The following is a 14,812-nucleotide window of genomic DNA, read 5'->3' on the forward strand; positions in this document are numbered from 1 at the left end:
CTAAGCTATTCCGACCAACAGTAAGCGCAACAGAGCAAACAACAGTAAAGCCAGTTGCGAAGCTACCATCATCAAATGGATACTGAGCGGGATATCCGTCAGCGCGATTTTACGGCGTTCATCACCAATCCAAGGTTTATCTACCCGTTCACCAAAGTAATAATTCGGACCACCAAGGCGGATACCTAACGCGCCAGCAACCGTCGCTTCCGGCCAGGCACAGTTAGGACTGGCATGCTGATAACGATCGCGCCAACCAATACGCAGCGCCTGACGAAAATCAACCTGAATAAACCAAGCTGCTACACTCAGTAACAACCAGCTCAACCGCGCCGGCAGCCAGTTCGCCAGATCATCCATACGGGCGGAGACATACCCGATAGCGCGGTATTCCGGCGTTTTGTATCCCACCATAGAATCAAGGGTATTGACCGCTTTATAAGCCATTGCCAACGGCGCTCCGCCAATCATCAGGAAAAACAGTGGGGCAATAACACCGTCAACGCTGTTTTCCGCCACCGTCTCTACCGCCGCACGCGTAATTTGTGGTACATCCAATTGAGACGTATCCCGCCCAACAATCCACGACAATTGTTGGCGACTTTCATCCAATGAACCACGCTGCAAGACACGATGTACCGCCATAGCCGCATCACTCAGACAACGACCAGCCAGTAGAGTGTAAATCATCCATATTTCGGCCAACCAACCGATCCAAGGATGAATGTAATTCATCAACCACAAGCATCCCCAACTCACCAGCCAAGTCAGCCCGACAACCACTATCCACAACCCCGCTCCACCGACCTTCAATGCACGTTCACTGTGACAACAGTGCCGGATAGCCCGTTGTACCAGTGAGATCAGCTTGCCAATCCACCGCACGGGATGGGGCCAATGCGGTGGATCACCTAACCAACTATCGAGCAGGAAAGCAGCAAACCAAGCAGCAAGGGTCATAACAGCCTCCTGGCAAGTGCCAACCAGCGATCCAGCAGACCGGGACGCTGAGCAAAATGGATATGAAGATAACTGGCCAGAGTTTGCTGTACCTGATATCCCCCGGCCCATTGCTGTATCACCATGTCGTCACGCCATTTAGTACAGTCAAAAACCGAAGGTACCGAACTGATAAAATCGGAATAGTGAAACTCATGCCCTCGCAAAATTTCGCCTTTTTTGGCCAGTAAAGTGTCACAACGAGCTTGAGCCTGACAGTAACCAAAGCGCATTAGCCGCGTTCCCATCCGACTCTCTCCTGGCAGAATGCCCGTCATCTGGTGGCGTTTCCCTTCTCCGTCGGTCAATGACTCACCAAGGTACATCAGACCACCACATTCAGCATAAAGCGGAACCTGCCGGTGATGAGCATCCTGTAAAACCTCCCGCATAGCACTATTGGCGGCCAGTTCAGCGGCATATATTTCAGGGTAGCCGCCACCAAGATAAATCATCTGGCAATCAGGCAAACGGCGATCATGCAGTGGACTAAAACGGTGAATCTGTACACCAGCCTGCTCCAGCATTTCCAGATTGTCTGGGTAATAAAAGTTAAAAGCTTCATCATCCGCTAATGCCAGCGTCAAACCATCAGCCAACGCGGGATCAGGTAATGGAGGGGCCTCACCTTCCGGTAAAATAGGACAGTCACAAAGCGCTAACAGACGATCAAGGTTGATATAGGTTTCAACCTGTTGAGCCAACCGCTGCCAACGAGCATCATCAGCAACCTGCTCCTGCGCAGGAATAAGGCCAAGATGACGGGATGGCAACGATACATCCTTCATCACCGGCAAACGCCCCAGCACCGGAACACCACAATAATGTTCAATGGCATAACGGATCAGTTCGAAATGATTTTCAGAATTGACGCGATTAACAATGACTCCTGCGATCGTCAGAGAAGGATCGAAACGACAGAACCCTAAAACAGTTGCAGCTACAGAAGTGGATACGGCCTTACCATCTACCAACAAAATCACCGGGCATCCCAACTGCTTAGCCATTGCAGCACTACTGCAATAATTAGGGTCAATACCGTAACCATCATACAGCCCCATCACACCTTCAATGACCGCCACATCAGCATAGCGCATATGCTGATTATAAAGACCATTGAGAGTCGCTGTTGGCAGCATAAACGCATCAAGATTATGGGATGCCACACCGCATACGGTGCTATGCCAGCCACTATCCAGATAATCTGGCCCTACTTTAAACGGCTGAACCGCCAACCCTCGCAGCATCAGCGCGCGTAAAATGCCGAGGGTAACGGTAGTTTTACCACAACCACTGCCAGTACCCGCGATAACAAATGCTTTCCTGCCTGACCATTGCATAAAAAATTCCCGACATATCGATCGGAAAATGAGCGTCGATAAGACGTGCCAGCCTTGCGCACACCACTTGGATGACAACCCGCTTCCCACCGAAGGAGTTAATGTCTCTTGCCTATCAGGTCGGTCTTCTGGCTTAGCATCATCCTTCTCCGCTTCCTTCCCAGTCGTTCCGACCAGTGGCATTAGCAGAGTCGTCAGCATCACAGCAGCGGGGGCTGCGGAGGATTTTCACCTCCTTCCCACACACCATTAGGTGCGATATTAACCCGACGGCGGCTTATTTATTTTTAACGTGGCCTACTCTTTAAGTTATTAAATTATTAGATAACTAATGATATATTCACTTTTATCATAATAACCTTATTAACTTTATTTAATTAAAATGCAAATTAAATATATATTTTTCACATCAAAAAAATGATGACAATGATTATTTTCGGCGATAAATTTATGCGTTTTATAGTAAAAATCATCGCTAACCTGCTAACAAAGATAGTAGCAACACAGTACCAGATTAAACGTTGATCATAATCAACTATCTATCCATATCACATCAGCTTATGATGCTGTTTATCGTAAAATTGCTTTTTACATCACTGTATAAACCCAATCACAATAAGAACTGCCGATATTATTAGATACCACGATTCTGCGTATGCTTGGTGCCTGTTTTTATTATGCCCACAGTCAGAACAAATCAATCTACTCATTCCCCAGAAGATCAACCCGGCCTCATGCCACTTGCTTTAGTTTATATTTTGGAACAAGGACATAAACCCGAGGCGCGTACATTACCGGAACAGCACCTGCTACTATGGGTATACCGTTACTTGAAACTCGTTCAAGCAACCAAACTAGAAAATGATTTTTATCGGATTTTAGCCACCATTGCGACTGACTATTTAAAAACCCTTCAAACTGAACTAAAACTAACCGTAGCAGAACTAGAATTATTCCACTAACACTTTTATTATTCCTCAATAAATGCTCTGGATGGAAATTTAAGTAACGATTAATAAATTTACATTCCTCCAGAGTTTAAATTCTATTTAACCAACCCATCATTTGTAATATCAGAAAAACCCTTATATACCCAATAGATTTCAAGATGCATCGCGACGGCAAGGGAGCGAATCCCCGGGAGCATAGATAACATAGATAACTATGTCATAGAGAACTCTGTGACTGGGGTGAGTAAGTTCAGCCAACAAAGAGGTAACTTGAAAGATAACAGGTATATTGATCGTTACAGCTCTATTGCAGTATATAAAACGGTTCAACTGATTTTTATGTTATTTATTATTGGCTATGGATAACAGGCATCCAATAGAATGATTTTATGCGCTAAAAAAACTGTCTATTAATTCATAAATTAGTAAACATTAAATACTCATATAGAGGATTTATTAAAGCTTTAAAAAATACTTAGCGATAATTTTTTCTTCATTGAATGTCTGTTTCCATTACATGGAAAGATCAAAAATGTAAACAACATGAGGTAAAAACATGAGAAAAATCTTTTTAGCTACACTTATTACAGGGATTGTGTCAGCAAGTTGTTCCGCACAAGCGCTTCCCGAAAATAACAACGAGCACATTGCTGATCTGCAAGACAATACCAGCAACGAAGCTCCGCTATTAAAATCTACGGACCCGGGCGCTGAACGATTTAAGCATGTGGGTAAACTAAGCGGTCGCGGCCTGTGTACCGCAACACTTATTGCCGGTTCAGAAACCCCTGATGCCAATCAACAAGCACTTATTCTTTCCGCAGGCCATTGTTTTGATTCTTCATTAGATACTAATGAAGTAGTGATTGACCAACCTGTAGGCCCTGGTTGGACATACACACCAAATTACTTTATTGACTTAATTAATAAACACCAACCTGTTGATGTTGATAGAGTTTTATACGCAACAATGAAAGGCGGTGACCTTGCAGTTTTCAGACTTAAAGCAACTTATGGTGAGTTGGCAAATCGCGGAATACTGCCGGTGACGTTACACAAAGATTATGAAGCAGTAGCAAGTCATCCCATTGAACTGGCTCACATTCCGGTCAATGGTGTAGATGGTGATAAACGTTATCTACGCTATTCAGCTTGCGACATTACTGGAAAAGCCTCGCTTGTATATGAAGGTATCTGGGCTTGGTCTCCGGCTGTTTCTGTTAATTGCGCCGGGGTTGCGGGAGGCACTTCTGGTTCACCGGTTATATTGAAAGATCAATCCAAGATAATTGGTGTATTAAATACCACCGTTGACCGAAGTTACTCGGGTTGCGGTCTTAATCGTCCGTGTGAATTTATTATCGATCACAGTTTCTCTCGTACTGGCGCCAGTTACTATATTCCTATTGATAAAATTGCACATGCATTTACCCCTGATGGAAAACTGGATTTAAGTAAATTTGATGATGGAAAAGGGATCACTATTAACGCTAACGGTCCACTAATTACGAAGGGCACAGTTGACAACAAACCTACCACTTGGAATTTACGTCTTGAGGAAAAGGGGTTTGATAAGATTCGCTATAAGGGAGGGCTTGCGAGTAATGTTGATTGTTCAGATCCTAAAGGATACAGCAAACCTATTTCAGTCACTACCCAACCGCTGGAAAAACTTGCCGTTCCTTCCAATGAAGGGATTTATACCATGTGTGTTATTGGGCAACATTCTGCAAATAAACTCTGGCAGAGTACATCTAATGCATCAATAAAATTACGTGAAATTGACAATACTCCTCCATCAACAAAACCAGAGATAAGATTAATTTTTGAAGCAGATGACCGATGGGTTGTTAACCCTATTTTTAGTCCGTGGGAAATTGTTGATTTACGTATAAAATCAGGGCCAGTGAAATCTACAAAATGTGATGATTACACAGGTTACTCTATTTATAGAAGAATACCGATCTCACTTATGAAGAAAGATGCCCCAATACGTTTTTGTGTATATGGCTTAGATCAAGCGGGTAACAAAGGCCCAATATCCTTTAATGACTTTAGCGATAAGAAATAAATCTTTCAAAATTGGCCAGCATTTGCTGGCCTTTTTTATATTCACTGATAAATATAAAATCAATTAAAACCTCTTGGTTTTTTTCAAATTTAATGTAATTAGCATCACCTTCAACAATATTAAAACAACAAATATACATAGCACTCTTATTTAATTAATTACATTACTTTAAAGTTAAACAAAACCTACTTGTTATTATTTACAGAACAATCAATCCGCCCAAGACATATTTATCAACATTTCATCAGGTTACATTCAAATACATCTCATAAAATTAATTTTTTACAAAAAAACTCAGCATATAAAAATATGAATTATACTTATGATATCAATAACGCTCAACAACACTTGCTCAATAGCAAATAAAATAGTTCTAATAAGATGAATGCTTAATATCCTATATACCCAATAGATTTCAGTTTGCATCACGGCGGCAAGGGAGCGGAATCCCCGGGAGCATAGAGAACTTTGTGGCTGGGGTAAGTGAACGCAGCCAAAAAAGCAGCGGCTTGAAAGATGAAGGGTATAGTTACCAAATTCTATATAAGATTCCAGATAACTCTCCAATTTATTTAGTTATAAAAAATTTCCACGATTAAAATACGCAAGGTAGAAAAATACAACAACTGATTTAGTTCATAATCAATCTATTTCTATCATGATTGAGGAAGATATGTACCTTACTAACATATGTGAACTATTTTGACTATTAACAGAAACGGGTTGTTTTACGACCAACAATTGTTCACAATTAGACCACTCACGATACTATCTCCGATAATCGTCATTTTGGTCATTTATTAATACATGGATGCAGCCGATTTTTACCATTTTTATTTCCATTTAATGCTTTAGCACACTGCTTCGACATAAGTTATTGCTAGTTTATAGATTCTGTAAAACCTTGGTTTAGTGGAAACGGTGAATCTGGCGAAAAGTGCTGTGCCGAGTAGCCGGAAAATTAATGGCAAGGCGTTGAATGGGGATGTCAGTTTAAGTGCCGGGGATGTTGGGGCTTTTCCTAGACTGAGATCAATTGATGAAATACCAACACTGGGATATAACGGCCCGTTCCGTGGTGGAGCATCTGTCAATTATGCAAAAGGAGTTAGCGTTGGTGATAGCGACTACGGACAGATCTGGGTTGATTCTAGCGGGAGACTATTTGCGCAATTTTCAAACAATAATGGCGCAAAGCATGGCGGTGAATGTGTTTATATGGACGATATTACACCTATTGAGCAAAAAGCTAATAATGCGGTGCCGAGTAGTCGGAAAATTAATGGGAAGGCGTTGAGTGGGGATGTCAGTTTAAGTGCCGGGGATGTGGGAGCGTTTTCTGGATTTATTTTTGTCAACAGTATCCCGACACGTGGTTATGTTGGGGTCTGGGGCGGGTCTAAGAACGCTGGCTGGGTTAAAGGACTTAATATTGGTACAGTAGGTGGCGATGTGGGTCAGTTATACATTGATCCCAACGGAAATCTTCATGCATATTTTTTAAATAACAACGGGAGTGTAAACGGCGGTATTGTCACTACTCACCCTGTCGGCTCCCCCATTCCATGGCCGAAACCAAATCCTCCATCGGATTACCTTACGTGCAATGGTCAAACGTTTAATAAATCCTTATACCCAAAATTAGCAGAGGTTTATCCTGTCGGTAGAGTACCTGATTTGCGCGGTGAATTTATCCGTGGTTGGGATGATGGGCGCGGTGTTGATCTAGGGCGTGTATGCGGGTCATGGCAGGGGGACTCAATTCGTAATATTACCGGCAATTTTGGTAATCCAACAACAGAAAGCGGTGGTAGCGCATCTGGTGCATTCAGTTACACATATCGACCGGGTGGGCGTGCGCAGGGCGCAGGAGGTGGTTCTTTATCATTTACATTTGACGCATCACGTGTCGTCCCAACAGCTAACGAAAATAGACCCCGCAATATCGCATTTAACTACATAGTGAGAGCAGCATAATGACAGAACAAAAATATTCTTTAGAACCGGAAACAGCAATATTAGGTAAGAATGGATTAGCCACTCAAGCAGGTTGGATAAAGGTTTATCACACTAATCAGATGACAAGAGAATTTACCAATGCTGATATGGAATATCTCATGCTGGGTGTCAGTGTATCAGCAGGCGCCTATCCAGATGCGCCCGAACTCCCTCAATCCCATGATGTGGCTGTTCGTCGCAGTGAAGATAAACATTATTGGGAAATCGTGCCTGACTACCGTGGAAAAATGGCTTATGACACACAAAACCGTCAAAAATGTGAAATCACTGAGCTGGGTGAATTGCCAGAAACATTGACATTCAAGCAGCCGGTCACTGATTTTGATACCTGGGATGGAGAAAAATGGGTAACAGATACTAAAGCCCAAAAAGCCAGTCAAATTGAACAGGCAGAACAGCAACGTTCGGCATTGAGTCAGAATGCGAATGAAACGGTTGCATTGCTGCAAGACACCGTTGACTTAGACATGGCCACTGAAGCTGAAAAAGTAGCTCTACAGACATGGAAGAAATACAGAGTGATGTTGAGCCGGGTTGATATTTCCCAAGCTCCCAATATTGAATGGCCGGAGCAGCCGAAATAAACTCCGGATCATACATGAACTGTACCTTAAAATGCGGAATATCCAACTGATAAAGGTGTAGTTCCTATAACGAAATTACAATACTGAATTTAAGGAATAAATAGAATTTCAAAGGGTGAAAAACTTTATTCTTTCCTTCTCAGGGGATAATACTACAACTGTAAATCAATATTATCATTTGCAATTGTACATAATCCCCTTTTTTCATCATAAACTACTCAGCATGTACTGGATGCTAATAAATGAGGGGCGTTTCCCCTCATTCCATACTATGAGCTTATATGTAAAGAATTCTATTTTTTGGCTACGCCAATTATAATGTAGTTCCATTTTTTAGGAACTATTTTTGAAAATAGAAATCGGTCAAAAAAATTTAATATTTTTCTTTGTTTTTCTGTTCTTCCAAAACAGGAAATAAATCCTGTAGTGATATATTCAACACTTGAGAATTGATGCAAAAACTCATTCATATCGTCTATTGTTACATATCTCCATTCATCTCCCCATTGGATAAACTTAGATCTTAATATCTTATGTGCAGGAGAAGCTGATAGATTTTCAGTAAACCAATATTCGCCTCCTTTTCTTAAGGATTTGTAGATTTCTGATATGGCAATTTTTTGATTTTCAGCATTATTATTACGCCCTATACCGCCGATAACTGATTTAGAAATCACAATATCTAATTCATTTTCATATGGTATGTCTAGCGCATTTATATCTTTATATGTAATGAAGTTACTAATATTATGGTTTTTGTGTTTTTGGTAGGCTTTTTTATTTGGGCCACCGAGATCTGAGCAAATTACTTTCGCGCCATTTAGTCCGGCCCATAATGACAACCCACCATTCCGGCTGCCGATTTCTAAAACCTTAGAATTTTCTAAGTCAATATTTCCTTTTAAAAGCCAAAAGCACAAGCACTTAGACCAGCTGCTAATATCCCATTCAATGATATCGTTTAAAGTAGAGCGTGAAATATTTTTCATTAGATTACACCTAACGTTGATTTATGTCGGGATAATTCCCGATATGAAGGATATTAAGATAGAATTGAAGTTCAGAGAGCAATACATCATCCCTATAGGAGAAATAAAATAAGAACTCCATAAATGTAATCTTACTTAGCAATAAGAAATCGAGGGATGTGGTAAGTGCATAGATTATATGGATTTTTCTCATTTGTTGTTATCAATAGGAAGTCATAACAGTAGTAGAAATTAGTTTCGTTTTCTAAAAACAAAAAATTGAGATCTGGTCAAGTTCCTTATTAGTACTATATGGTGTATCCTTTTGTTACAGTATTTATAACCACCTAATATCTCAGTAAAGCAGGGTAATGTAAACAGGAAAGTTCTAAATTTCTCTTAGTAACTTAAGTATTAATTACGAAAAAACACGATAATAGTACATGGTATAGTAAACAAGACGTTTATTAACTCATCCTCTCCTGATTTTCAGCAACTAATAGAACAGTGTATTGAAGCTCTTTTATATTGATAGAAGTATTCTGGTTTATAAAGATACCAGATTATTCTTATTCACATGACGAAAAATAATCAGTATAGTATCGATAGAAAATTTGGCTGAATGAAAAAATGGAATCTCAGTTTTTCTTGTTTTTTTGAGAGTTAAACTACTTTCTACTACTACATGATATATTGTTGATATATAAATATGAAAACTATGAAAAATCACCTAATCCAAACTGTTACCAGTTGCCGCACTCTTTATCTTTTGCCTTTTAGCTCACATAGCTTTGGGTTATTGTTTAAAAATAGGGTATGTACTCGCTGTATTCTTTATTTTTCTATTGCTAAACAAGGCGGATAAAATTTATAGAGTTCTTCTTGTCATTCTTGGTATAGCTCTCATTTATGATTCATTCTTTATGGAGGTAAAATCATCATGAAAAAAATAATTATCGTAGGTTATGAGCTTAGTGGTTTTGGTGGCACAGAGACTGTTTGTCAGAAGTGTGTATCTTTACTCTCCAAAAACAATGCAGATGTAGATATTAGTTTTATCTTTTTCAAAGAAAATAAGAATGCCTCTAATGACGATTGGCTAAAAGGAATAAAGTTTAAACGTATCTTTTCGGAAATCAGGAATCCAACACTTCGCCGAATTCATTTTGCGTTTCAATTTTCAAGGTACATTAAGCAAGAGAATCCTGATTTGATTATCGCCATTTCTACACGAGGTTGTTACATATCCAACTTAGCTAGGAAAATTTCATTCACAAAAATACCTATATTCTCTTGGGTCCACCTTTCCCTATATTCCGCGTATAAAGCAATATTTACACTGAAAGCAGATTACCACTTGTCTATTAGTACTGGTAATACCAATTACCTGATTAATATGGGAGTTCCTCATAATAAAATACATACGATTTTTAACCCAATATCAAGAACACCAATAACTATTACTCGTCCTAAAAATATATCGAGATTTATCTATGTAGGAAGAATCGTTGCAAACAAGGGGAAAAATTTGCAAAGTATGTTCCATGCTCTTTCACAAATTAAAGGAGACTGGGAATTACATATCTTGGGATCAGGAAATGATGTGAGTATTCTACAATCATTAGCAGTTGATTTAAATATAGAACAAAAAATTTTATGGCATGGCTGGCAAGTAAATCCTTGGGACTACATTATCAATAATATAAAAGAAGTAACCTCGCTATTACTTACATCAATACATGAAGGTTTGCCAATGGTACTTGGTGAAGCTAATTCCTATGGCATTTATTGTGTCAGTTCTGACTGCAAAACAGGTCCATCAGATATTATTCAAAACTCTATGAATGGAACTCTATATCCTGTTGATAAACCTGATGTATTGGTAAATCTATTACAAGATATTGTTAACGGAAAACCACTACCTAACAGTATTGATATAAAAAATACGATAGAAAAATTCTATGATGATAATTATTTGAGCAGAATTGAATCTGCACTGAATATTTCTTAAATACTAGGGCTTAATTAACACTTTTTCAGTTCCCTATGTTTAAAACTTTTTTATCAGAAAACAATGAAAAATCAAGATGATTCCAGATTAGTACTAAACTGTCTTACTATTGTCATCGGGCTGCATAAGCAGCCCTTGTTGTTATCATTCTGGTATCTCAGGCCATTTAATATTAGGGGCTAATGAAACATCAACCCGACTCAGTAAGACCACATACTTTTTCCATTCAGGCAACAGTGCCTGTTCTTCTTCCGATGCCAATTCAGCATCAACAGCATATTGGAGCAACGTGATGGTTTCATTAGCTTGTTTGCTCAATGTGTCTCGCAATTGTTCTGCCTGCTCAATCTCACTGGCTTTTATTGCTGCTTCGTCAGTTACCCATTTCGAGCCATCCCATCGGTCAAAGTGAGTAACGGGCTGTTTGAACGTCAGGTTTTCGGGTAATTCACCCAGCTCAGTAATTTCTTGCGGCAAACGAGTTTGTGTGTTGTAAGCTGTTTTTCCGCGGTAATCAGGCACGATTTCCCAACGGCATTTATCTTCACTGCGACGAACAGCCACACCATGGGATTGAGGGAGTTCGGGCGCATCGGGATAAGCACCGGCTGATACACTGACACCCAGCATGAGATATTCCATATCAGCGTTGGTGAATTCTCTTGTCATCTGATTAGTGTGATAAACCTTTATCCAACCTGCTTGATTGGCTAATCCATCTTTACCCAATACGGCTGTTTCATGTTCTAAAGAGTATTTCTGTTCTGTCATTATGCTGCTCTCACTATGTAGTTAAATGCGATATTGCGGGGTCTATTTTCGTTAGCAGTAGGTACAGCACGTGATGCGTTAAACACTAAATTAGTATTAGCTGTTTCAGAATCAAATCTGCGAGTGTTTGATCGCCATGACATTGTATTTTTTCCTAAAAACACGCCTGTGGCTTCTGTTACTGCGTCAAATCCATAATTTCCGCCGAACGACACATCACCAGTAATATTTCTAATAGCATCTCCTTGCCAGGTTCCACACACACGCCCAGGATCAACGCCCCGACCATCATCCCAACCTCGAATAAACTCGCCTCTTAAGTCGGGTACCCTACCGGCAGGATAAGCTTCCGCTAGCTTCGGATATAAAGATTTATTAAATGTTTGGCCGTTGCACGTAAGGTAACCGACGGGCGTATAGCGGTGGGGGTATGGCATTGGGACGCCGACAGGTACAATCAAGCTACCTGCTTCATCTTTTGTATATGCCCCCACATCTCCCGCACTGGGTTTATTATTCGGACTATAAACACGTAAGCCGGACTCATAAATGTATCTTTTCGCCCAGATGTCTTGACTAGATACAACATCTTTGCCTTCTCCGGATTTTACATATCCAGTCGCATCCACATTCCCGTTTACAATCCCACCCGATTTTGGAAACGCGTTCTTAGCCAAATTCATCGTTTCCACTAAACCAATGTTTTCTGTAACCGATTAACTCACCGCAATTCTTGCCAGGGCAGCGCTTTAAAGCATTAAACGAAGCCGGATACGATAAAAATCGGGTCGATTTACGTGTCAATAAATAACCAAAATGAAGATTTAGCAAGAAATGCATTCACTATGAATAGATTGCGAACAAGTTTTGGCTAATAAATTAGCGGGTTTGCATGACTCATTTGCTCAAATCTTCAAGATCCAAATCGAGTTGGTAAGTATGATATAGAACTATTGACTCTTTCCTGATTCGCTAAATTCTACCCATGGGCTTTAACTTCATAGGATTAACGCTATTGGAACAATAGGTATCGGCTTCTGTTTTTGTTGCAGGTCATTTCATGATGGTTTCTGTACATTTTTTCACAAAATTAGCCTTTGAGGTAATTTAGCTTAAATGCTAATATTAATTTCAGGGGGAGGAAAAAAAGTGTTTAGAGTTATCTATCATGATGAAGCAGTCAAGGAAGCCGATAACTTACCGAAACTTATAAAAGTGAAGTATGATCGGCTAGTTAAAAAATTAGAAGAAAACCCTCGGCTCCTGCGGGAACCGAACACAAAGCCGCTTGGTGATGGGCTTTACGAGATCCGCACAATGGGCGGTGACATAGCTCGCGGCATTTGGGTTTATGAAGTGGGTAGCAAGATCTATATGCTTCGCATTTTCATTAAGAAAACCCAACAGACGCCAAAAAGCGAAATCGAGCTAGCTAAGCGCAGACTGGAGGAAATCAAACATGAAATTAAAAACCCATGACGAATTACATGCTGAATGGATGAAAGATCCGGAATACCGGGCAGCATACGAAGCAGAAGAACGAAAAGAAAAATTACAAGCGTTGCTAGCTGAATGGCGTAATAATGCAGGTATTACACGCGCTCAAGTGGCAGAACGTATGGGAGTTAAGCCACCGACAGTTTCTCGCATGGAAAGCAATATTAACAAAGCCAGCATAGATACTCTTGCGCGTTATGCCCGAGCCTGTGGTATCGAAAAACCCCAGATAACGCTTTAACTTTCGCCCGATCTACCTGATATCAAGAAAATGGCGGGGATTTAATCCCCGCCGACTTTGGAGGTGATTATGTTTTTCTCAGTAGGTGTTGAATTTCCGAAAGATGAAAACACCGCGTATGGTTTGGTTATTCCTGCGTTGTGTACCGAAGATTATGGTTGCGAACAGTAGCGGTGTTGAACAAATCCAAGACCCTGGCTATCTGGTCTATACAAAAAACGCAGAATATCAATATATTGACAGTTGGTTTGTTATTGATGTTGATTTATCTGAATTTTCCGGAAATTAGCAGCGTATTAATATCTCATTACCCGATATACCCGATACACTCATTCAGCGTATTGATAATCGAGTTAAAGAAAGCCCAACACAATATCGAGATAGAAGCCACTTTTTAGCGGAAGCAGCAAGACATGAACTTAGGTAGCACTATGGTGCACGGATGCACCATAGTGCTCAAAATCATTCAACTGACGTCGTATGGATGCAAAGTCCGAGTTAAGTTATATACTCGTCATCTTTCAAGTTGCTTCTTTGTTGGCTGCACTCACTCACCCCGGTCACATAGTTATCTATGCTCCCGGGGATTCGCTCCCTTGCCGCCGCGATACATCTTGAAATCCATAGGGTATAAGCGCACTTTTTTATTAAGAAAACTCAAAAGACACTAACTGTTTCTCATATGGAAAGTAATTTAAAAGTTTTCTACGGAAATTTATAGTGACATCTTATGTTCTTATAATCTGTCTAGTTATCAGATGATATTCTTAGAGCTACTCTTGGCCTAGCCAAATTTTGTTGTAAATCGTCTGTTACGAAATTTTCAAGAAGTCCACCAAAGTACTAAAAATATCCTAATACTTTTATTTCATTAACATTAAGTACAGAGTTTTAATCCAGATTAAGTTTAATAAGATATAAATATACTGCCATCTTTGTCAGCATTTTTGTTTTATTCTATTACGTAACCATAACCTACTACTGGTGATCTATCTGTCTGGTAGATCACAGTCAAACCTTTCCAAGGCTTCACTCTTGGGCTAAAATCATCATGATATATTAAAACTCTACATGGAGAACTAACGCTACTTCCTACTTTATATTTAAAATAATAATTTAATGTAATCAGGGTTTGAAATATCCAACAAGCTCTTCCTTTTTGATAAAGACTTTCAGGAGTATTATCAGGTTCTTACGTAATTGATAGTTAAGTCGCTGATCGTTGGGTTACCAACAGGGCGCGAGCATACTTTTTTAACGCCTATTGAAAGTAGAGTAATGACATGATCTAATCACGCTTATTTCTCTTCAGATAGCTCAATGATGACTCTGATTGAACACCTCGCCGTTGTTAAAGAAAC

The 14,812-nt window shown here is 40.0% G+C and carries 12 protein-coding genes, 1 pseudogene and 1 riboswitch; of the genes and pseudogenes, 8 read left to right on the forward strand and 5 right to left on the reverse strand.

Annotation, left to right across the window (positions count from 1 at the left end):
• Both cbiB and EAE89_RS06760 read right to left on the reverse strand, forming a co-directional pair.
• Nucleotides 1-960 (reverse strand): adenosylcobinamide-phosphate synthase CbiB, encoded by a 960-nt coding sequence (cbiB, locus tag EAE89_RS06755; RefSeq protein WP_054480310.1) that lies wholly within the window; start codon nt 958-960, stop codon nt 1-3.
• Nucleotides 957-2,339 carry a cobyrinic acid a,c-diamide synthase CobB gene (locus tag EAE89_RS06760; protein WP_214085583.1) on the reverse strand — a complete coding sequence of 461 codons (1,383 nt, stop codon included), beginning with the start codon at nt 2,337-2,339 and terminating at the stop codon, nt 957-959. Before EAE89_RS06760 ends, cbiB begins: the two co-directional genes overlap by 4 nt.
• A gap of 101 nt (nt 2,340-2,440) precedes the next feature.
• Nucleotides 2,441-2,624, reverse strand: a riboswitch (cobalamin riboswitch).
• A gap of 392 nt (nt 2,625-3,016) precedes the next feature.
• On the opposite strand from EAE89_RS06760, the gene EAE89_RS06765 reads away from it, so the two are divergent.
• The 4 genes from EAE89_RS06765 (at nt 3,017) to EAE89_RS06780 (ending at nt 7,963) form a co-directional block, all read left to right on the forward strand.
• Entirely contained in the window at nt 3,017-3,301 is a 285-nt protein-coding gene (locus EAE89_RS06765) for a molecular chaperone TorD family protein (RefSeq protein WP_214085584.1), read from the forward strand.
• A 544-nt stretch (nt 3,302-3,845) separates the two neighbouring features.
• Nucleotides 3,846-5,360 (forward strand): trypsin-like serine peptidase, encoded by a 1,515-nt coding sequence (locus EAE89_RS06770; RefSeq protein WP_054480309.1) that lies wholly within the window; start codon nt 3,846-3,848, stop codon nt 5,358-5,360.
• 921 nt (nt 5,361-6,281) lie between these two features.
• The gene (locus EAE89_RS06775; RefSeq protein ID WP_339423056.1) at nt 6,282-7,337 is read left to right on the forward strand and encodes a phage tail protein; all 1,056 of its coding nucleotides are present in this window, start codon (nt 6,282-6,284) and stop codon (nt 7,335-7,337) included.
• Nucleotides 7,337-7,963, forward strand: a complete 627-nt coding sequence (locus EAE89_RS06780; RefSeq protein ID WP_214085585.1) for a tail fiber assembly protein — start codon at nt 7,337-7,339, stop codon at nt 7,961-7,963. Before EAE89_RS06775 ends, EAE89_RS06780 begins: the two co-directional genes overlap by 1 nt.
• 293 nt (nt 7,964-8,256) lie before the next feature.
• Here EAE89_RS06780 and EAE89_RS06785 read toward each other — a convergent pair whose 3' ends face one another.
• A complete protein-coding gene (locus tag EAE89_RS06785) occupies nt 8,257-8,952 on the reverse strand; it encodes a methyltransferase domain-containing protein (RefSeq protein ID WP_214085586.1) in 696 nt (231 codons plus the stop codon).
• A gap of 919 nt (nt 8,953-9,871) precedes the next feature.
• Here EAE89_RS06785 and EAE89_RS06790 point away from each other — a divergent pair.
• A complete protein-coding gene (locus EAE89_RS06790; protein ID WP_149617607.1) occupies nt 9,872-10,942 on the forward strand; it encodes a glycosyltransferase in 1,071 nt (356 codons plus the stop codon).
• A gap of 144 nt (nt 10,943-11,086) precedes the next feature.
• On the opposite strand, the gene EAE89_RS06795 is transcribed toward EAE89_RS06790, so the two are convergent.
• Together EAE89_RS06795 and EAE89_RS06800 are read right to left on the reverse strand one after the other, a co-directional pair.
• Nucleotides 11,087-11,713 carry a tail fiber assembly protein gene (locus tag EAE89_RS06795; RefSeq protein WP_214085587.1) on the reverse strand — a complete coding sequence of 209 codons (627 nt, stop codon included), beginning with the start codon at nt 11,711-11,713 and terminating at the stop codon, nt 11,087-11,089.
• On the reverse strand, nt 11,713-12,390 hold the full coding sequence (locus tag EAE89_RS06800; RefSeq protein ID WP_244866234.1) for a phage tail protein: 678 nt from the start codon (nt 12,388-12,390) through the stop codon (nt 11,713-11,715). The genes EAE89_RS06795 and EAE89_RS06800 overlap by 1 nt, the downstream gene beginning before the upstream one ends.
• A gap of 472 nt (nt 12,391-12,862) precedes the next feature.
• On the opposite strand from EAE89_RS06800, the gene EAE89_RS06805 reads away from it, so the two are divergent.
• From EAE89_RS06805 to EAE89_RS06815, 3 genes and pseudogenes are all read left to right on the forward strand, one after another.
• Complete coding sequence (locus tag EAE89_RS06805; protein ID WP_149617547.1) at nt 12,863-13,192, forward strand: type II toxin-antitoxin system RelE/ParE family toxin; 330 nt, start codon at nt 12,863-12,865, stop codon at nt 13,190-13,192.
• The gene (locus EAE89_RS06810) at nt 13,173-13,451 is read left to right on the forward strand and encodes a helix-turn-helix domain-containing protein (RefSeq protein ID WP_188093414.1); all 279 of its coding nucleotides are present in this window, start codon (nt 13,173-13,175) and stop codon (nt 13,449-13,451) included. Before EAE89_RS06805 ends, EAE89_RS06810 begins: the two co-directional genes overlap by 20 nt.
• A 69-nt stretch (nt 13,452-13,520) precedes the next feature.
• A pseudogene (locus EAE89_RS06815) lies at nt 13,521-13,878 on the forward strand (type II toxin-antitoxin system HicB family antitoxin).
• Nucleotides 13,879-14,812 lie beyond the last annotated feature (934 nt).

This window comes from Photorhabdus heterorhabditis, assembly GCF_018448905.1.
In the GTDB taxonomy this organism is placed as follows: Bacteria; Pseudomonadota; Gammaproteobacteria; order Enterobacterales; family Enterobacteriaceae; genus Photorhabdus; species Photorhabdus heterorhabditis.

What these genes read in the sequence shown, in the direction of transcription:
- EAE89_RS06770 (WP_054480309.1), top strand. Translation starts at nt 3,846, where the DNA reads ATGAGAAAAATCTTTTTAGCTACACTTATTACAGGGATTGTGTCAGCA.
- EAE89_RS06765 (WP_214085584.1), top strand. Translation starts at nt 3,017, where the DNA reads ATGCCCACAGTCAGAACAAATCAATCTACTCATTCCCCAGAAGATCAA.
- EAE89_RS06785 (WP_214085586.1), bottom strand. Translation starts at nt 8,952, where the DNA reads ATGAAAAATATTTCACGCTCTACTTTAAACGATATCATTGAATGGGAT.
- EAE89_RS06795 (WP_214085587.1), bottom strand. Translation starts at nt 11,713, where the DNA reads ATGACAGAACAGAAATACTCTTTAGAACATGAAACAGCCGTATTGGGT.
- EAE89_RS06790 (WP_149617607.1), top strand. Translation starts at nt 9,872, where the DNA reads ATGAAAAAAATAATTATCGTAGGTTATGAGCTTAGTGGTTTTGGTGGC.
- EAE89_RS06780 (WP_214085585.1), top strand. Translation starts at nt 7,337, where the DNA reads ATGACAGAACAAAAATATTCTTTAGAACCGGAAACAGCAATATTAGGT.
- EAE89_RS06810 (WP_188093414.1), top strand. Translation starts at nt 13,173, where the DNA reads ATGAAATTAAAAACCCATGACGAATTACATGCTGAATGGATGAAAGAT.
- EAE89_RS06760 (WP_214085583.1), bottom strand. Translation starts at nt 2,339, where the DNA reads ATGCAATGGTCAGGCAGGAAAGCATTTGTTATCGCGGGTACTGGCAGT.
- cbiB (WP_054480310.1), bottom strand. Translation starts at nt 960, where the DNA reads ATGACCCTTGCTGCTTGGTTTGCTGCTTTCCTGCTCGATAGTTGGTTA.